Source organism: Pseudomonas sp. TE3-3-F2023 (assembly GCF_036784815.1).
Lineage (GTDB): Bacteria > Pseudomonadota > Gammaproteobacteria > Pseudomonadales > Pseudomonadaceae > Aquipseudomonas > Aquipseudomonas pudica.
This window is the reverse complement of record NZ_CP145113.1, coordinates 2,108,692-2,126,129: the sequence shown is the minus strand read 5'-3', so window position 1 is coordinate 2,126,129 and position 17,438 is coordinate 2,108,692. Positions and strand designations below refer to the sequence as shown.

The 17,438-nt window shown below is 62.5% G+C and carries 17 protein-coding genes; 3 read left to right on the top strand and 14 right to left on the bottom strand.

All coding sequences use genetic code 11. The features are described 5' to 3' along the window. Nucleotides 1-13 precede the first annotated feature (13 nt). The 3 genes from recA to V3314_RS09640 all read right to left on the bottom strand — a co-directional run bounded on the left by recA (nucleotide 14) and on the right by V3314_RS09640 (nucleotide 2,445). Nucleotides 14-1,081: a recombinase RecA gene (gene recA / locus V3314_RS09650; RefSeq protein WP_015269214.1), complete on the bottom strand. Its 1,068-nt coding sequence runs from the start codon at nucleotides 1,079-1,081 to the stop codon at nucleotides 14-16. 103 nt (nucleotides 1,082-1,184) lie between these two features. Further along, on the bottom strand, nucleotides 1,185-1,667 hold the full coding sequence (locus V3314_RS09645; RefSeq protein WP_046616638.1) for a CinA family protein: 483 nt from the start codon (nucleotides 1,665-1,667) through the stop codon (nucleotides 1,185-1,187). 124 nt (nucleotides 1,668-1,791) lie between these two features. Next, entirely contained in the window at nucleotides 1,792-2,445 is a 654-nt protein-coding gene (locus V3314_RS09640; RefSeq protein WP_322493247.1) for a hypothetical protein, read from the bottom strand. Between the two features lie 301 nt (nucleotides 2,446-2,746). Here V3314_RS09640 and mutS point away from each other — a divergent pair, with 301 nt between their 5' ends. Beyond that, complete coding sequence (gene mutS, locus V3314_RS09635; RefSeq protein WP_046616667.1) at nucleotides 2,747-5,320, top strand: DNA mismatch repair protein MutS; 2,574 nt, start codon at nucleotides 2,747-2,749, stop codon at nucleotides 5,318-5,320. 140 nt (nucleotides 5,321-5,460) lie between these two features. Further along, nucleotides 5,461-5,784, top strand: a complete 324-nt coding sequence (gene fdxA / locus V3314_RS09630) for a ferredoxin FdxA (protein WP_004375459.1) — start codon at nucleotides 5,461-5,463, stop codon at nucleotides 5,782-5,784. Between the two features lie 617 nt (nucleotides 5,785-6,401). Here fdxA and rpoS read toward each other — a convergent pair. The 8 genes from rpoS to V3314_RS09590 all read right to left on the bottom strand — a co-directional run bounded on the left by rpoS (nucleotide 6,402) and on the right by V3314_RS09590 (nucleotide 13,718). Continuing rightward, complete coding sequence (rpoS, locus tag V3314_RS09625; protein ID WP_013971277.1) at nucleotides 6,402-7,409, bottom strand: RNA polymerase sigma factor RpoS; 1,008 nt, start codon at nucleotides 7,407-7,409, stop codon at nucleotides 6,402-6,404. 108 nt (nucleotides 7,410-7,517) lie between these two features. Beyond that, a complete protein-coding gene (locus tag V3314_RS09620; protein WP_046616636.1) occupies nucleotides 7,518-8,375 on the bottom strand; it encodes a peptidoglycan DD-metalloendopeptidase family protein in 858 nt (285 codons plus the stop codon). A gap of 220 nt (nucleotides 8,376-8,595) precedes the next feature. Next, nucleotides 8,596-9,234, bottom strand: a complete 639-nt coding sequence (locus V3314_RS09615; RefSeq protein WP_338460311.1) for a protein-L-isoaspartate(D-aspartate) O-methyltransferase — start codon at nucleotides 9,232-9,234, stop codon at nucleotides 8,596-8,598. Nucleotides 9,235-9,269: 35 nt separating this feature from the next. Then, on the bottom strand, nucleotides 9,270-10,019 hold the full coding sequence (gene surE / locus V3314_RS09610; RefSeq protein WP_046616634.1) for a 5'/3'-nucleotidase SurE: 750 nt from the start codon (nucleotides 10,017-10,019) through the stop codon (nucleotides 9,270-9,272). Continuing rightward, nucleotides 10,007-11,065 (bottom strand): tRNA pseudouridine(13) synthase TruD, encoded by a 1,059-nt coding sequence (truD, locus tag V3314_RS09605; protein ID WP_338460170.1) that lies wholly within the window; start codon nucleotides 11,063-11,065, stop codon nucleotides 10,007-10,009. Before truD ends, surE begins: the two co-directional genes overlap by 13 nt. Then, on the bottom strand, nucleotides 11,062-11,535 hold the full coding sequence (ispF, locus tag V3314_RS09600) for a 2-C-methyl-D-erythritol 2,4-cyclodiphosphate synthase (protein ID WP_046616632.1): 474 nt from the start codon (nucleotides 11,533-11,535) through the stop codon (nucleotides 11,062-11,064). The genes truD and ispF overlap by 4 nt, the downstream gene beginning before the upstream one ends. Before the next feature lie 207 nt (nucleotides 11,536-11,742). Continuing rightward, complete coding sequence (gene fghA, locus V3314_RS09595; RefSeq protein ID WP_025337989.1) at nucleotides 11,743-12,597, bottom strand: S-formylglutathione hydrolase; 855 nt, start codon at nucleotides 12,595-12,597, stop codon at nucleotides 11,743-11,745. Nucleotides 12,598-12,605: 8 nt separating this feature from the next. After that, nucleotides 12,606-13,718, bottom strand: a complete 1,113-nt coding sequence (locus tag V3314_RS09590) for an S-(hydroxymethyl)glutathione dehydrogenase/class III alcohol dehydrogenase (protein WP_016712915.1) — start codon at nucleotides 13,716-13,718, stop codon at nucleotides 12,606-12,608. A gap of 107 nt (nucleotides 13,719-13,825) precedes the next feature. Between V3314_RS09590 and V3314_RS09585 the strand changes: the two genes are divergently transcribed. Beyond that, nucleotides 13,826-14,722: a LysR substrate-binding domain-containing protein gene (locus V3314_RS09585; RefSeq protein ID WP_046616630.1), complete on the top strand. Its 897-nt coding sequence runs from the start codon at nucleotides 13,826-13,828 to the stop codon at nucleotides 14,720-14,722. Between the two features lie 132 nt (nucleotides 14,723-14,854). Here V3314_RS09585 and ispD read toward each other — a convergent pair whose 3' ends face one another. From ispD to eno, 3 genes are all read right to left on the bottom strand, one after another. Next, complete coding sequence (gene ispD, locus V3314_RS09580) at nucleotides 14,855-15,562, bottom strand: 2-C-methyl-D-erythritol 4-phosphate cytidylyltransferase (protein ID WP_046616629.1); 708 nt, start codon at nucleotides 15,560-15,562, stop codon at nucleotides 14,855-14,857. Continuing rightward, nucleotides 15,559-15,840 carry a cell division protein FtsB gene (ftsB, locus tag V3314_RS09575; protein ID WP_004375443.1) on the bottom strand — a complete coding sequence of 94 codons (282 nt, stop codon included), beginning with the start codon at nucleotides 15,838-15,840 and terminating at the stop codon, nucleotides 15,559-15,561. Before ftsB ends, ispD begins: the two co-directional genes overlap by 4 nt. 168 nt (nucleotides 15,841-16,008) lie before the next feature. Further along, complete coding sequence (gene eno / locus V3314_RS09570) at nucleotides 16,009-17,298, bottom strand: phosphopyruvate hydratase (RefSeq protein ID WP_013971266.1); 1,290 nt, start codon at nucleotides 17,296-17,298, stop codon at nucleotides 16,009-16,011. Between the last annotated feature and the right edge of the window lie 140 nt (nucleotides 17,299-17,438).

Here is a 17,438-nt window from a genome sequence, read left to right as displayed (position 1 = left end):
ATCTACCGCGCAATCAATAACCGGCGTCAGCGTCGGCCATATCATCGGCATCGGCTTCGGCAGCAGCAGCCTTACCAGCAGCCGCAACAGCCCCCGAGGTCAGCAGCTTCTCGCGAATCTGCTTCTCGATCTCGGCACCAATAGCCGGGTTTTCAGCCAGGTACTTGGCAGCGTTTGCCTTGCCTTGACCGATCTTGTTGCCCTGGTAGGCGTACCAGGCACCGGACTTCTCGACCAGGCCTTGGGAAACACCCAGGTCGATGATCTCGCCGTTACGGTAGATACCCTTGCCGTAAAGGATCTGGAACTCGGCCTGACGGAATGGCGGCGAAACCTTGTTCTTGACGATCTTGACGCGGGTTTCGCTACCGACCACCTCGTCGCCTTCCTTGACCGCGCCGGTACGGCGAATATCCAGACGCACCGAGGCGTAGAACTTCAGAGCGTTACCACCGGTGGTGGTTTCCGGGCTACCGAACATCACGCCGATCTTCATACGGATCTGGTTGATGAAGATGACCAGGCAGTTGGCGTTCTTGATGTTACCGGTGATCTTGCGTAGCGCCTGGGACATCAGGCGCGCCTGCAGGCCCACGTGCATGTCACCCATCTCGCCTTCGATCTCGGCCTTAGGTACCAGAGCAGCCACGGAGTCGACGATGATCACATCAACAGCGTTGGAACGCACCAGCATGTCGGTGATTTCCAGGGCCTGTTCGCCGGTGTCCGGCTGCGAAACCAGCAGGTCGTCGACGTTGACGCCCAGCTTGCCGGCGTACTCCGGGTCGAGGGCGTGTTCGGCGTCGACGAAGGCGCAGGTGGCGCCGTTTTTCTGGGCTTCGGCGATGACCGACAAGGTCAGCGTGGTCTTACCCGACGATTCCGGGCCGTAGATCTCGACGATACGGCCTTTTGGCAGGCCGCCGATGCCCAGGGCAATGTCCAGGCCCAGCGAGCCGGTGGAGATGGCAGGGATAGCCTGGCGCTCGTGGTCGCCCATGCGCATGACGGCGCCCTTGCCGAATTGGCGTTCGATCTGACCCAGGGCCGCAGCCAAGGCGCGCTTCTTGTTGTCGTCCATTGAAATCCTCACGTGTTCGACTTGGCCCTGACGGCCGGAATACCTGTATAAGTAGCCAGTATTATTCCACAGGCAAGCGTCCGCGCAAACCCCTGTCTTCGATTTACTCGGCACCAAGCTGTAACAAGCCGTCTAACGCGGCGATCACCGTCTGTCGGCGCACCGCCTCGCGGTCGCCGTCGAACTGGCGCCGCTCGCTGAACACGTGGTTGCCGTCGGCCCAGGCCAGCCACACGGTGCCCACCGGTTTGGCCGGCGAACCACCGTCCGGCCCGGCCACGCCGCTCACCGCCACGGCAAAGCGCGCGCCGCTGGCGGCCTGGGCACCACGGGCCATCGCTTCGACCACTTCCTGGCTGACCGCGCCAACCTGGCCGAACAATGCCGCGGGCACTCCCAGCTGACGGGTTTTCTGGGCGTTGGAATAGGTCACGTACCCAGCCTCGAACCAGGCCGAGCTGCCGGGCACACGGGTGATGGCCTCGGCGATGCCGCCACCGGTGCAGGATTCGGCGGTGGTCACCTGCGCGTTGAAGCGGCGCAGATGTTCACCCAGGCGGGTGGCAAGCGTGGTGATCGGGTCCATGTCGGGCTCCTTGAGGGCTGCCCTCTACCCTAGCATTTCAGGGATGAGAAGTTCGCCACTGGATTTGGCGCTCGATCTCGCAAGCGGCAAACCTCTCAAGGCATGCACCTGAAGGCCACACCGATCAGAAATTCAGCCGAAGCACAGTCCGCCAGATGTTCTTCATCGGTGAACGACGATGCTTGGCCCAGTTGCGCTCCCACCACTCATCCTCGTTGCGCACCACCTGTTCCAGGTCGCTACCAGCCACTGCGGCGGCGTGCTGGCGGAACATCATGGGGAACACGCAGTGCTGGCGTATCCGGTGCTTGACCACCACATCCACCGGGGTGCCATCGTAGGGCGTCTCTGCCAGGATCCGGCAGCCCTCGCGCGACAGTACATAAGCATGCAGCGCCACCACCCGCCCGCGGGCGATGAACGGGAACCAGGTCAGCCAGGTTCGCCCCATGGAATAGCCCAGGTGCAAGACCTCGAAGGGCCGTTTCTGCATGAAGCGGTTCACCCAGCGCACTTGCGAAGGCTTGAACTCATAGGCCTTGGCATCGTCTTCAAAGATCAGGATTCGATCGAGGCCATTGTCCAGCGCATGCCGGGCCAGTTGCTGATGGGACTCGTAGCAACCGCGCTTGGGGTCGCTGTTTTTCTCGACAACATGAAAGTGCACTTCGTTGTCGAGCTGTCGCCCAATGGTTTCGCTGAACAGCGTGCGCCGGTCAGCGCGGGTATCGAGGGAAATACAAAAAACCGCATCTACATCAAAACGAATTGTGCTCACTGCACTGATCAACCTGTTGCAATAATTTTTTACTGGGCCGCAGGCCACCGCAAATGCGTCAGGCAAGCCATCCCTGATAGGCGAAGGCAGGCAATTCTCCACGGAGGCACCATGATGTCAACCTGCCTTCAGCGCATCCCTGTGCACTCGCCGGACTTGCAGGTACAGCCTGCCGGGTAGCCGTGTTAACCTATGCGGCTTGAAAATCCGGTGGGTCTCGGCGTCGCGCATGCAACACAGAACGCCCCAATTTGCCCCACAATATTGAGACCTACTTTCTAAGCCCTTGATGAATAAAGCAATTTCCGATTTCTCCGCACACACCCCGATGATGCAGCAGTACTGGAAGCTGAAGAACCAGCACCCGGACCAGCTGATGTTCTACCGCATGGGCGACTTCTACGAGATCTTCTACGAAGATGCGAAAAAAGCCGCAAAGCTGCTGGACATCACCCTGACCGCGCGCGGTCAGTCGGCCGGCCAGTCCATCCCCATGTGCGGGATTCCGTTCCATTCGCTGGAAGGCTACCTGGCCAAGCTGGTCAAGCTCGGCGAATCGGTGGTGATCTGCGAGCAGATTGGCGACCCCGCCACCAGCAAGGGCCCGGTGGAACGTCAGGTAGTGCGCATCATCACCCCGGGCACGGTCAGCGACGAGGCCCTGCTCGACGAGCGTCGCGACAACCTGATTGCCGCGCTGCTCGGTGACGAGCGTCTGTTCGGCCTGGCCGTACTGGACATCACCAGTGGCAACTTCAGCGTGCAGGAGATCAAGGGCTGGGAAAACCTGCTGGCCGAGCTCGAGCGCCTGAACCCGGTCGAGCTGCTGATCCCCGACGACTGGCCGCGCGACCTGCCTGCCGAGAAACGCCCGGGCGCCCGTCGCCGGGCGCCATGGGACTTCGACCGCGACTCGGCGCGCAAGGCCCTGTGCCAGCAGTTCGCGACCAAGGACCTCAAGGGCTTTGGCTGCGACAAGCTGACCCTCGCCATCGGCGCCGCCGGTTGCCTGCTGATCTACGCCAAGGAAACCCAGCGCACCGCCCTGCCGCACCTGCGCAGCCTGCGCCACGAACGCCTGGACGACACAGTCATCCTCGACGGCGCCAGCCGCCGCAACCTGGAGCTGGACATCAACCTGGCCGGCGGCCGTGACAACACCCTGCAGTCAGTGATCGACCGCTGCCAGACCGCCATGGCCAGCCGATTGCTGAGCCGCTGGTTGAACCGCCCGTTGCGCGACCTCAAGGTACTGCAGGCACGCCAGGATTCTATCCGTTGCCTGCTCGACAGCTACCGCTTCGAGAAGCTGCAGCCGCAGCTCAAGGAAATTGGCGATATCGAGCGGATTCTCGCCCGTATCGGCCTGCGCAACGCCCGCCCACGCGACCTGGCACGCCTGCGCGATGCCCTGGGCGCGCTGCCCGAGCTGCAGAACGCCATGGCCGAGCTGGAGGCGCCGCACCTGGCACGCCTGGCCGCCATTACCGGCACCTACCCTGAACTGGCCAGCCTGCTGGAGCGGGCGATCATCGACAACCCGCCGGCGGTGATCCGCGATGGAGGCGTGCTCAAGGCCGGCTATGACAACGAACTGGACGAGCTGCTGGCGATCAGCGAGAACGCCGGCCAGTTCCTGATCGACCTGGAAGCCCGGGAAAAGGCCCGCACCGGCCTGGCCAACCTCAAGGTCGGCTACAATCGGGTGCATGGCTACTTCATCGAGCTGCCGACCAAGCAGGCCGAGCAGGCCCCGGGCGACTACATCCGCCGCCAGACTCTGAAAGGCGCCGAGCGCTTCATCACCCCGGAGCTGAAGGCGTTCGAGGACAAGGCCCTGTCGGCCAAGAGTCGCGCCCTGGCCCGCGAAAAGATGCTCTACGACGCCCTGCTGGAAACCTTGATCAGCCACCTGGCACCGCTGCAGGACAGCGCCGCCGCCCTGGCCGAGCTGGACGTGCTCAGCAACCTGGCCGAACGTGCACTTAATCTGGACCTGAACTGCCCACGCTTCGTCGACGAGCCGTGCCTGCGCATCGAGCAGGGCCGCCACCCAGTGGTGGAACAGGTATTGACCACACCGTTCGTGGCCAACGACCTGGGCCTGGACAACAGCACACGCATGCTGATCATCACCGGCCCGAACATGGGCGGTAAGTCCACCTACATGCGCCAGACCGCCCTGATCGTGCTGCTGGCGCATATCGGTAGCTTCGTGCCGGCTGCCAGCTGCGAGCTGTCGCTGGTCGACCGCATCTTCACCCGCATCGGCTCCAGCGACGACCTGGCCGGCGGCCGCTCGACCTTCATGGTCGAGATGAGCGAAACCGCCAACATCCTGCACAACGCCACCGACCGCAGCCTGGTGCTGATGGACGAAGTGGGCCGTGGCACCAGTACCTTCGACGGCCTGTCGCTGGCCTGGGCCGCCGCCGAGCGCCTGGCCCAGCTGCGTGCCTACACGCTGTTCGCCACCCACTACTTCGAGCTCACCGTGCTGCCGGAAAGCGAGCCGCTGGTAGCCAACGTGCACCTGAACGCCACCGAGCACAACGAACGCATCGTGTTCCTGCACCACGTGCTGCCTGGCCCTGCCAGCCAGAGCTACGGCCTGGCCGTGGCGCAGCTGGCCGGCGTGCCGACGGCCGTCATCCAGCGTGCCCGTGAACACCTGGCAAGGCTGGAAACCACCAGCCTGCCGCATGAACAGCCCCCGGCCCATAAGGCCAAGGACGTGCCACAGGTCCCGCACCAGAGCGACCTGTTCGCCAGCCTGCCACACCCGGCCATCGAGAAGCTGGGCAAGCTGCAGCTGGACGACATGACCCCGCGTCAAGCTATCGAAATGCTATATCAACTAAAGAACCTGTTATAACGGCGCCCACTACAAGCTGGTAGAATCCGCCGCGGTTTGCTGGTGCTGCAGGTTATTAGCCTGGCCTGCAGCCACATGCCCGCAAACCGCGCGGCCCTGAGAGGAAGGGCCGCCGCCGTCGCCTGAGGAGAGAATTAGAAATGACCTTCGTCGTCACCGACAACTGCATCAAATGCAAATACACCGACTGCGTGGAAGTCTGCCCGGTGGACTGCTTCTACGAAGGCCCGAACTTCCTGGTCATCCACCCGGACGAGTGCATCGACTGCGCCCTGTGCGAGCCGGAATGCCCAGCGCAAGCCATCTTCTCGGAAGACGAAGTGCCTGCAGGCATGGAGAACTTCATCGAGCTGAACGCCGAACTGGCGGAAATCTGGCCGAACATCACCGAGCGTAAGGATGCCCTGCCGGACGCTGAAGAGTGGGATGGCAAGACTGGCAAGATTGCAGACCTGGAGCGCTGATAGCGTCCGGACACGAAAAAGGCCCCTTGGGGCCTTTTTTGTTTTCTGCGGGCAAAAAAAGGGGCGGTTTGACCCGCCCACATTTTTTCCGTAGTCCCTGCTTGTCCCAAACATCATCCTGATGAAATCGCTTCTTGCGACGTCTCTGGCTTCCATCCTGAAAGCCTGTGCATGTCCCTGTGCACAGTTCGAATACTAGCGACTTGAGCCGGTCGGGCAACCGCGAAACCTCACAGAGTGTTGCAGGTGACACATTTCCTCACAGCCGAATAAACCAGGATTTTCAATGAGTTGGGAAAACGCAGGTGCTGGATACGACAATGATTTACTGAAGCGTACATAGAAGGCTTACAGAACAAGTAAGCAAAGGCTTACACGCGATGTTACTGGGGTAGCGCAGTACATAATGTTTTGGGGCTGCTTTGCAGCCCTTTCGCGACACAAGGCCGCTCCCACAGGATAGTGGCGCATTCGAAGGCGATGAAATACCTGTGGGAGCGGCCTTGTGTCGCGAAAGGGGCGCAAAGCGCCCCTGGCAATTTTGAATGGGGCACCTCTGATCGAAACATACAAAAACGCCCCGAAATCATCGGGGCGCTTTGTGTTGCAGGCTTCCGCTACTGGAACAACGACTCACTGGACAGGCCGTTCTTCTCGAGGATCTCACGCAAACGCTTGAGCCCCTCGACCTGGATCTGCCGCACCCGCTCACGGGTCAGGCCGATCTCCAGGCCAACATCCTCCAGGGTGCTGCTTTCATGCCCGCGCAGGCCAAAGCGACGCACCACCACTTCACGCTGCTTGTCTGTCAACTCGCCCAGCCATTGGTCGATGCTCTGCGACAGGTCGTCATCCTGCAGCAGTTCGCACGGGTCGGTCGGGCGGTCGTCGGTCAAGGTATCGAGCAGGGTCTTGTCCGAGTCCGGGCCGAGCGACACATCCACCGAAGACACCCGCTCGTTCAGGCCCAGCATGCGCTTGACCTCGGCGACCGGCTTCTCCAGCAGCGTGGCGATTTCTTCTGGCGAGGGTTCGTGGTCCAGTTTCTGCGTCAGCTCGCGCGCAGCGCGCAGGTAGACGTTCAGTTCCTTGACCACGTGGATAGGCAGGCGAATGGTGCGGGTCTGGTTCATGATCGCCCGCTCGATGGTCTGGCGAATCCACCAGGTCGCGTAGGTCGAGAACCGGAAACCACGCTCCGGGTCGAACTTCTCGACCGCACGGATCAGCCCCAGGTTGCCCTCCTCGATCAGGTCGAGCAGCGAAAGGCCGCGATTGACGTAACGACGGGCAATTTTTACAACCAGGCGCAGGTTGCTTTCGATCATGCGCTTGCGGCCGGCAGGGTCGCCCTTTTGCGACAGGCGCGCAAAGTGCACTTCCTCTTCCGGCGAAAGCAGAGGCGAGAATCCGATCTCGTTGAGATACAACTGGGTGGCATCGAGCGCCCGGCTGTAATCGATATACTTGTGTTGCTTGAGCGAAGAGCCTGACTTGGCCCTCGTCCGAACCGAAGATACAGCAGGTTCGTCTGACACCACATCCGTTTCCAAAACGATCCCCGTCTCCATCAGAAGCAGGTCATCGTCGATGTCAAACTCCGGCACTTCTTTACTGAGAGCCATTGTTATAGTCCTTTGCTGAGTTCGAACTCAGACTCGAGCGGCACCTGTCTCCCTGGCAGCGCTGGAGCCTGTCCCCTCTACATCACAGGAACAGGCCGGGTACAACGGTCAACGACGTGGCAGGAACTGGAGCGGATCGACGGGTTTGCCCTGGCGGCGAATCTCGAAATGCAGCTTCACCCGATCTGTGCCCGTGGACCCCATTTCAGCAATCGACTGCCCTGCCTTGACCTGCTGCCCCTCCCGAACCAACAGCCTGCGGTTATGGCCGTAGGCACTGACGTAGGTATCGCTGTGCTTGATGATGATCAGTTCGCCGTAGCCCCTCAAGCCACTCCCGGCGTACACCACCGTACCATCAGACGCAGCAAAAACAGGCTGTCCCAAATCACCGGCGATATCAATGCCTTTATTCAAACTACCGTTTGAAGCGAATTTTCCAATCAGCACACCGTTGGCAGGCCAGGTCCAGCCGCCTACCGCACGCTCCGCGGCAGGCACCGTAGCGACCACCGGGGCGCTGCTGGAGGCTGCCGGCGTGGCCGGTTTGCTGGTGCTGGCAGGGGGTGTGCCGGTGCTTCCCACAGGCCGCCGGATAACCGTGGTCTTACTCGACGACGATGGGCTGGATACCACCGTGGTGCTGCCGGTAGAGCCACTGCTGAAACGAATCGCTTGCCCCGGGCGAATGGTATAGGGTGCCGCGATGCCGTTGCGCGCAGCCAGTTCCTTGTAGTCCCAGCCATAACGGAAGGCGATGGAGAACAGCGTATCACCAGGTTTGACGATGTACTGCCCGGTAGTTACCGCCGGGCGCTTGGGCACGGTGTTATTGCGGTCGACCACCCGTGCACTGTTGCTGCTGGTGCTCGAGCAACCCACCAGTAGCGCGCCCATGGCCAGTGCAATCACCAGAAGCGTGAAACCCGAACCGTCCTTGCGCTGCCGAATGACTGTGTGACCCACCCGCGCTCCCCTCATGGTGCCGAAAACGATATGAAGACAAGAAATGCAATATTATTGCAATTATAACCAAGCCCGCCCGCATTGGCAGGGTTGGTGAAAGACTGCTGCAAAGCCATGGCACACGCTGTACGCTAGCGCTCCACCCCGCCAGATAGACAGGGCGCTGCTGCAAGAATTCGGTGCTGGCGTAAAAATATCGCGCGGCTCGAACCAGCAGTGTTCAGGCCAGCGGGCCGTTGAGCAGCGGTACGAAGCGCACTGCCCCCAGCACGCGGCGGGAGAATCCATGCTCCTCGCGCACGATCAGCATCAGCTGCTGGGTTTCGCCGGCGGCCCCCACAGGGATCACCATACGACCACCGGGCGCCAGCTGGTCGAGCAGTGCCTGCGGCACTTCAGGCGCCACAGCGGTGACGATAATGCCATTGTACGGCGCCAGCGCCGGCCAGCCTTCGCAACCGTCACCCCAGCGGAACACCACGTTGCGCAGGTTCAGTTCTACCAGGCGCTCCTTGGCCCGGTCCTGCAACACCTTGATGCGTTCTACCGAGAACACCCGCTCGACCAGCTGGGCCAGGATTGCCGTCTGGTAGCCAGAGCCGGTACCGATTTCCAGCACCTTGTCCAGCGGGCCGGCCTCGAGCAGCAGCTCGCTCATGTGGGCAACCATGAACGGTTGCGAAATGGTCTGGTTGTGACCGATCGGCAGCGCGGTATCTTCATAGGCGCGATGCGCCAGCGCCTCGTCGACGAACAGGTGGCGCGGGGTACGACGGATCACGTCGAGCACCTTGGTGTTCGAAACGCCCTCCTCGCACAGGCGTTGGATCAGCCGCTCCCGGGTACGCTGGGAGGTCATGCCGATGCCACGCCGCAGCATATCGTCCTCACGCATCAGAGCAGGCCCTCCAGCCAACCGTCGAGCTGCTCGAAGGCGTCACTGAAGGTGCGATCGAGCTGCAGTGGAGTGATCGATACATAGCCTTGCATCACTGCATGGAAGTCGGTACCCGGGCCACCGTCCTCGGCGTCCCCGGCCACAGCGATCCAGTAGCCTTCCTTGCCGCGCGGGTTGACCACCTTGGTCGGCGCCGCCGCCCGCGCCCGGTGACCGAGGCGAGTGAGCTGGATGCCACGAATGTGCTCCAGCGGCAGGTTTGGGATGTTGACGTTGAGCACGGTACGCGGCGGCAATACCAGGCGCGACTGCGCCTCGACCAGGCGGCGGGCGATATGGGCCGCGGTCGGCAGGTTGTCCGGCAGGCGCGACAACAGCGAAAACGCCAGGGAGGTACCGCCAAGGAAGCGACCTTCCAACGCGGCTGCGACCGTGCCCGAATAGAGCACATCGTCACCCAGGTTGGCACCGAGGTTGATCCCCGACACCACCATGTCCGGCGCCTGTGGCAACAGCCCATTGAGCCCCAGGTGCACACAGTCGGTCGGCGTGCCGTTGAGGCTGATGAAGCCATTGGCCAAGGTCTGCGGGTGCAGTGGCCGGTCCAGCGTCAGCGAACTGCTGGCGCCGCTCTTGTCTTGATCCGGGGCAATAACCACGCACTCGGCGTAATCCGCCAGCGCAGCGTGCAGCGCGGCGATGCCGGGTGCGGTAACACCGTCGTCGTTCGAAATCAGAATACGCATGAGCTGTCCGTCTGCCCCGCCGACACCAGATCCACGACTTCGCGCACCACCACGGTGGCGAAGCATCCGGCCGGAAGGACGAATTCCAGTTGCAGGATATCAGGCTCGGGATAATGCCACGTAAGACCGCCAATAGGGAGCCGCAGAATGCGTCGTTCGTGATCCATGCCCGCCAAGGCCAGCCACTGGCAAAGTGCCGGCTGCCGTGCGGCGATCGCATCCTCTTGTTGCGCGGTACCTCCGGTAGCTGGCGAATCGCCGGCCCCCCACAGCGGGCCGGTCGGATGCAGGTCAAGGATCGCCAGCCGAGGATCAGAACATTCCGACTCTCCAGCAGGAAAGAAGCTACGACTCGTGGTGAACGCCAACAGGTCGCCCACCTGCGCACGCGCCCAGCTGCCGTCGGCAACACGGGCTGCCAACACTTGGTTGAACAGGTAGCTGCGCCCGGCAGAAAGCAACCGCGAACGCACGTTGCGCTGTTCGGGCAGGGCCTTGCGTGCGGCCCAATCGAGGGCGTCATGAACGTTGCCACCACCGTGGCCGAAGCGCTGGGTGCCGAAATAATTCGGCACACCGTGCTGCTTGAGTTGTTCCAGGCGCGCATCCAAAGCCTTGTGATCGGCAGCCAGGCCCGTCAGGCGCAGCGTGAAACCGTTGGCCGAATGTGCACCGCGCTGTAGCTTGCGCTGATGGCGCACCTGTTTGAGCACACGCAGGCTGGCATCCTCGGCACGCGACAGGTCCGGGTCGGCCTTGCCTGGCAGATGCAGGCTGAACCACTGGCGGGTCAAGGCCTGGCGGTCCTTGAGGCCGGCATAGCTGATCGTACGCACCGGCACGCCGGCGGCACGCGCCAGGCGGCGAGCGGCCTCCTCGGTGTTCAGGTCACGCTTCTCGACCCACAGCCAAAGGTGCTCGCCCTGGCCCGACAGGGGGATGTCCAGTACTTCGTCGACCTGGAAATCTTCGGCCACCGCCTTGAGGACGGCGGTACCCAGTGGTTCGCCCGATGCGCGCGGGCCCAGCAGTTCCAGTTCGGTCATGCTGGCAGCAGCAGGGCTACCGAATGCACGGCGATGCCCTCCTCGCGGCCGGTGAAGCCGAGCTTCTCGGTGGTGGTAGCCTTGACGTTGACCTGGTCGAGTTCGATCTGCAGGTCTTCGGCGATCAGCTTGCGCATGGTCTCGATGTGCGGGGCCATCTTCGGCGCCTGGGCGACAATGGTGGCGTCGATGTTGGCAACCTTCCAGCCCTTGCCCTGCACGATGGCGACCACATGGCGCAGCAGAACGCGGCTGTCGGCGCCCTTGAACTGCGGATCGGTGTCGGGGAAGTGTTTGCCGATATCACCCAGCGCAGCCGCGCCAAGCAAGGCATCGCTCAGGGCGTGCAGCAGCACGTCGCCATCGGAATGGGCCAGGAGGCCGTATTTGTGGGGGATACGCACCCCGCCCAGGGTAATGAAATCACCGTCGCAGAAACGGTGCACATCGTAGCCGTGGCCAATACGCATAGAAAAACGCCCTGAATGAGTCAGGGCGTGATTCTACCTGCTTTAGCCGGTATTGGGGCCGTCGTTGTAGGAGCAGCCTTGTGCTGCGAATGGGCCGCAAAGCGGCCCCGGCAATATCGGCGATAGCGTCAGACCCAGGTCTGCTTCGCAGCCCATTCGCAGCACAAGGCTGCTCCTGCAGGCGATCAAGCAAACACCAGCTACGCCTTAGACCCGCCCCAGCGCCACCGCATGATGACGCAGGTGCTCCTCGATGAAGCTGGCGATGAAGTAGTAGCTGTGGTCGTAGCCAGGCTGCAGGCGCAGAGTCAGTTCATGCCCGCCTTTGCGTGCCGCCTGCTCCAGCGCTTCAGGCTTGAGCTGCTTCTCGAGGAAGTCGTCGCGGTCGCCCTGGTCCACCAGCAACGGCGGGCATTCGCCGGCCGGGGTCTCGGCAAGCAGCACGCTGGCATCCCACTCACGCCAGCGCGCACGGTCTTCACCCAGATAGCGGCTGAAGGCTTTCTCGCCCCACGGGCAATCCATCGGGTTGCTGATTGGCGAGAACGCCGACACCGAACGGTAGCGCCCCGGGTTGCGCAAAGCGCACACCAGCGCACCATGCCCCCCCATGGAGTGGCCACTGATGCTGCGCTCACCCGAGGCCGGGAAGTGCGCCTCGATCAACGCAGGCAACTCCTCCACCACATAGTCGTGCATGCGGTAGTGCTGGGCCCACGGCTGCTGAGTGGCATTGAGATAGAAGCCGGCACCCAGGCCGAAGTCCCAGGCACCGTCCGGGTCGCCCGGCACCTGCTCGCCACGCGGGCTGGTGTCGGGGGCGACAATGATCAACCCAAGCTCCGCGGCCAGGCGCTGGGCGCCGGCCTTCTGCATGAAGTTCTCGTCGGTGCAGGTGAGGCCGCTGAGCCAGTACAGCACCGGCAGCTTCTCGCCCTGTTCGGCCTGCGGTGGCAGGTAGACGGCGAACACCATGTCGCAACCCAGCACCTTGGAGTGATGCCGGTAACGCTTGTGCCAGCCGCCGAAGCTCTTCTGGCAGGAGATGTTATCCAGGCTCATGGCAAACCTCAGAAGTGGATCACGCTGCGGATGCTCTTGCCTTCGTGCATCAGGTCGAAAGCCTTGTTGATGTCTTCCAGCCCCATGGTGTGGGTGATGAAGGTATCCAGCGGGATCTCGCCCTTCTCGGACATTTCCACGTAGCTTGGCAGCTCGCTGCGACCACGCACGCCGCCGAATGCCGAACCACGCCATACGCGGCCGGTGACCAGTTGGAACGGACGAGTGGCGATTTCCTGGCCTGCGCCGGCCACGCCGATGATCACCGACTCGCCCCAGCCCTTGTGGCAGCATTCCAGCGCAGCACGCATCAGTTGCACGTTGCCGATGCACTCGAAGGAGAAGTCCACGCCGCCGTCGGTGAGGTCGACGATCACTTCCTGGATCGGGCGGTCGTAGTCTTTCGGGTTGATGCAGTCGGTGGCACCCAGCTGGCGGGCGATTTCGAACTTGGCCGGGTTGATGTCGATGGCAATGATGCGCGACGCCTTGGCCTTGACCGCACCGATCACTGCCGACAGGCCGATGCCGCCCAGGCCGAAGATGGCCACGGTGTCACCCGGCTTGACCTTGGCGGTGTTGAGCACCGCGCCAATACCGGTGGTGACGCCACAACCCAGCAGGCAGACCTTTTCCAGCGGCGCTTCTTTCTGGATCTTGGCCACGGAGATTTCCGGCAGCACGGTGTACTCGGAGAAGGTCGAGGTACCCATGTAGTGGAACAGCTGCTGGCCCTTGTAGGAGAAGCGCGTGGTGCCGTCCGGCATCAGGCCCTTGCCCTGGGTGGCGCGGATGGCCTGGCACAGGTTGGTCTTGCCCGAGAGGCAGAACTTGCACTTGCCGCATTCCGGGGTGTACAGCGGAATGACGTGGTCACCAACGGCGACCGAGGTAACGCCCTCGCCTACCGCTTCGACGATCGCGCCACCTTCGTGGCCGAGGATCGACGGGAAGATACCCTCCGGGTCGGCGCCGGACAGGGTGTAGGCATCGGTGTGGCAGACACCGCTGGCGACCACGCGCAGCAGCACTTCACCGGCCTTGGGCATGGCCACGTCGACTTCGACGATTTCCAGGGGTTTCTTGGCTTCGAAGGCTACCGCAGCACGGGACTTGATCATCAAAGGTCTCCAGACAGAGGGTCGATTCAGTCTGGCAGTGTAATTCACCGCCTTTTGATGAATAATCCGGACAAAGACAAAACATTATTGCCATACAGGGATAATCCATGAGCAGCCGCTGGGAAGGTATCGACGAATTCGTCGCGGTGGCCGAGTCGGGCCAGTTCACCGCGGCCGCCGAGCGCCTGGGGGTTTCCTCATCGCACATCAGCCGGCAGATCGCCCGGCTGGAGGAACGACTGCAAACGCGCCTGCTGTACCGCAGTACCCGCCGGGTGACCCTGAGCGAGGCCGGGCAGACATTCCTGCAGCACTGCCAGCGCCTGCAGGATGGCCGCGAGGAAGCCCTGCGCGCCATGGGCGACCTGGCCAGCGAGCCCAAGGGGTTGCTGCGCATGACCTGCGCGGTGGCCTATGGTGAGCGCTTCATCGTGCCGCTGGTGACGCGGTTCATGGCGCTGTACCCGCAGCTGCGGGTGGATGTGGAACTGAGCAACCACACCCTTGACCTGTTGCATGAAGGCATGGACCTGGCCATTCGCCTGGGCCGGCTGGCCGACTCGCGACTGGTGGCAACCCGCCTGGCGCCCCGGCGCATGTACCTGTGCGCCTCGCCGGCCTACCTGGAACGATATGGTCGGCCACACAGCCTGTCGGAACTGGCGCGGCACAATTGCCTGGTGGGCAGTTCGGACTTGTGGGCGCTGCAGCAGGACGGCCGCGAGATCAGCCAGCGCGTCCAGGGCAACTGGCGCTGCAACAGCGGGCAGGCGGTGCTTGACGCGGCGCTTCTGGGAATGGGGTTGTGCCAACTGCCGGATTACTATGTGCTGGAGCACCTGAACAGTGGCGCGCTGGTGTCGTTGCTGGAGGCGCACCAGCCGCCGAACACGGCGGTGTGGGCGCTGTATCCGCAGCAGCGGCACCTGTCGCCGAAGGTGCGGCGGTTGGTGGATTACCTGAAGGAAGGATTGGCGGGGTTGCCGGAGTATCGCTTGAACTGAAACCTTGTGCTGGCTGCTCTGGCCTCTTCGCGGGTAAACCCGCTCCCACAGGTACAGCGCCAGCCTGAAGGGATGTGCGATACCTGTGGGAGGGGGGTTACCCGCGAAAAGGCCGGTACAGGAACAAGAAATTCAGCGGCGCCCTGCCCAACGCTGGCGCAACCACTCCAGGTCTTCCGGCCGGGTCACCTTGATGTTGTCGCTGCGCCCTTCGACCAGCCGCGGTGCCTGGCCGGACCACTCGATTGCGGACGACTCGTCGGTTACCAGCACATCCGACACCAGGCACTCCGCCAGCGCCCGATGCAATGCCCCCAGGCGGAACATCTGCGGCGTATAGGCCTGCCAGATGGTGCTACGGTCGACAGTAGCACCCACCCGGCCATCGGCATCGGCCCGCTTGAGGGTATCGCGCGCCGGTACCGCCAGCAGGCCACCCACCGGGTCATCCGCCAGGTCCGACAACAGCTTGTCCAGATCGCTGCGCGCCAGGTTCGGGCGCGCGGCATCATGCACCAGCACCCAGTCGCTGTCCGCCGCCCCTTGGGCATGCAGCATCAGCAAGGCATTGAGTACCGAGTCGGCACGCTCGCGTCCGCCCGCCGCGCGTTGGATGCGCGGGTCACTGGCGCAGCGCAGGCCAGGCCAGTACGGGTCATCTTCGGCAATGCTGACCACCACGCCCTTGAGCATCGGGTGGCCAAGAAAACAGTCGAGGCTGTGCTCGAGAATGGTCTGCCCGGCCAGCTCCAGGTACTGCTTGGGGCGGTCGGCAGCCATGCGGGCACCTATGCCCGCAGCAGGAATCACGGCCCAAAAGGCCGGTAAGGTTTCGATCATTTCTGTGGCAACTGGAAGAGGGTTTCGCCCTCTTTGACCATCCCCAATTCGTGGCGAGCCCGCTCTTCAACGGTCTCCATGCCTTTTTTCAGCTCCAGCACTTCGGCATCGAGCACGCGGTTGCGCTCGAGCAAGCGCTCGTTTTCGGCATGCTGCTCGGCAATCTGCTGCTTCAGCTCGGTCACTTGCGCCAGGCTGCCATTACCCACCCAAAGGCGGTACTGCAGGCCACCCAGCAGCAGGAGCAGGACGAGGAACAACCAATAGGGACTGCGCATCACGTTATCCAGGTTAAAAAGGCTGCCGGGTATTATTTACTTCGGGGCCTCGAATAGCACGAAGCCTGGCCGAGGCCAGGCTTCGTCGACAGAAACCCGTTGGAATGTAGGAAAGAACAGTACGAACGTTCCTACAACTCCGGCTGCTGTCTTTTTACCATCTCTTGCTTAGCCGCGAAACTCGGCACGACCGCGGTAAACCGCTTTGGCACCCAGCTGCTCTTCGATGCGCAGCAGCTGGTTGTACTTGGAAACGCGGTCGGAACGGCACAGCGAACCAGTCTTGATCTGGCCAGCAGCGGTACCCACGGCCAGGTCGGCAATGGTCGAGTCTTCGGTTTCACCGGAACGGTGCGAAATCACCGCGGTGTAGCCAGCAGCCTTGGCCATCTGGATGGCTTCCAGGGTTTCGGTCAGCGAGCCGATCTGGTTGAACTTGATCAGGATCGAGTTACCGATGCCCTTCTCGATGCCTTCCTTGAGGATCTTGGTATTGGTCACGAACAGGTCGTCACCTACCAGTTGCACCTTGGCGCCAATCTTGTCGGTGAGGATTTTCCAGCCTGCCCAGTCGGACTCGTCCAGGCCGTCTTCGATCGAGATGATCGGGAAGCGCTCGGTCAGGCCTTTGAGGTACTCGGCAAAGCCTTCGGCGTCGAACGACTTGCCTTCGCCGGACAGGTTGTACTTGCCGTCTTCGTAGAACTCGGAAGCCGCGCAGTCCAGCGCCAGGGTCACGTCGGTGCCCAGCTTGTAGCCGGCTTTCTCGACGGCTTCGGCGATGGCGCCCAGGGCGTCTTCGTTGGAAGCCAGGTTAGGGGCGAAACCACCTTCGTCACCAACGGCAGTGTTCAGGCCACGGGCCTTCAGCACGGCTTTGAGGTGGTGGAAGATCTCGGTACCCATGCGCAAGCCGTCGGAGAAGGTCTTGGCGCCAACCGGCTGAACCATGAACTCCTGAATGTCGACGTTGTTGTCGGCGTGCTCGCCACCGTTGATGATGTTCATCATCGGTACCGGCATCGAGTACTGACCCGGGGTGCCGTTCAGGTTGGCGATGTGCGCGTACAGCGGCAGGTCCTGGTCCTGGGCAGCGGCCTTGGCGGCAGCCAGGGAAACAGCCAGGATGGCGTTGGCGCCCAGCTTGGCCTTGTTTTCGGTACCGTCCAGTTCGATCATGGCGCGGTCCAGGGCCTTCTGGTCGGCAGGGTCCTTGCCCAGCAGCAGGTCACGGATCGGACCGTTGATGTTGGCGACGGCCTTCAGCACGCCCTTGCCCAGGTAACGGCTCTTGTCGCCATCACGCAGCTCCAGCGCTTCGCGCGAGCCAGTGGAAGCACCGGACGGCGCGCAGGCGCTGCCGATGATGCCGTTGTCGAGCAGTACATCGGCTTCCACGGTGGGGTTGCCACGCGAATCGAGAACTTCACGACCTTTGATGTCGACGATTTTTGCCATTGTTGTAAGCACTCCAGAATTGACGAAAACAACTTAGCTTAGGAAATTCTTGCCGTTCACCGGGCAGACTTGCAGTGGGCAGGCCGGGTGAAGGGAACCCCTGACCGACTGGTCAGGGGTGGATCGGACGGTACTTTACC

What these genes read in the sequence shown, in the direction of transcription:
- V3314_RS09645 (WP_046616638.1), bottom strand. Translation starts at nt 1,667, where the DNA reads ATGGACCCGATCACCACGCTTGCCACCCGCCTGGGTGAACATCTGCGC.
- V3314_RS09585 (WP_046616630.1), top strand. Translation starts at nt 13,826, where the DNA reads ATGAGCAGCCGCTGGGAAGGTATCGACGAATTCGTCGCGGTGGCCGAG.
- fdxA (WP_004375459.1), top strand. Translation starts at nt 5,461, where the DNA reads ATGACCTTCGTCGTCACCGACAACTGCATCAAATGCAAATACACCGAC.
- eno (WP_013971266.1), bottom strand. Translation starts at nt 17,298, where the DNA reads ATGGCAAAAATCGTCGACATCAAAGGTCGTGAAGTTCTCGATTCGCGT.
- recA (WP_015269214.1), bottom strand. Translation starts at nt 1,081, where the DNA reads ATGGACGACAACAAGAAGCGCGCCTTGGCTGCGGCCCTGGGTCAGATC.
- V3314_RS09615 (WP_338460311.1), bottom strand. Translation starts at nt 9,234, where the DNA reads ATGACCTCCCAGCGTACCCGGGAGCGGCTGATCCAACGCCTGTGCGAG.
- ftsB (WP_004375443.1), bottom strand. Translation starts at nt 15,840, where the DNA reads ATGCGCAGTCCCTATTGGTTGTTCCTCGTCCTGCTCCTGCTGCTGGGT.
- truD (WP_338460170.1), bottom strand. Translation starts at nt 11,065, where the DNA reads ATGACCGAACTGGAACTGCTGGGCCCGCGCGCATCGGGCGAACCACTG.
- V3314_RS09590 (WP_016712915.1), bottom strand. Translation starts at nt 13,718, where the DNA reads ATGATCAAGTCCCGTGCTGCGGTAGCCTTCGAAGCCAAGAAACCCCTG.
- ispD (WP_046616629.1), bottom strand. Translation starts at nt 15,562, where the DNA reads ATGATCGAAACCTTACCGGCCTTTTGGGCCGTGATTCCTGCTGCGGGC.
- fghA (WP_025337989.1), bottom strand. Translation starts at nt 12,597, where the DNA reads ATGAGCCTGGATAACATCTCCTGCCAGAAGAGCTTCGGCGGCTGGCAC.
- rpoS (WP_013971277.1), bottom strand. Translation starts at nt 7,409, where the DNA reads ATGGCTCTCAGTAAAGAAGTGCCGGAGTTTGACATCGACGATGACCTG.
- surE (WP_046616634.1), bottom strand. Translation starts at nt 10,019, where the DNA reads ATGCGTATTCTGATTTCGAACGACGACGGTGTTACCGCACCCGGCATC.
- ispF (WP_046616632.1), bottom strand. Translation starts at nt 11,535, where the DNA reads ATGCGTATTGGCCACGGCTACGATGTGCACCGTTTCTGCGACGGTGAT.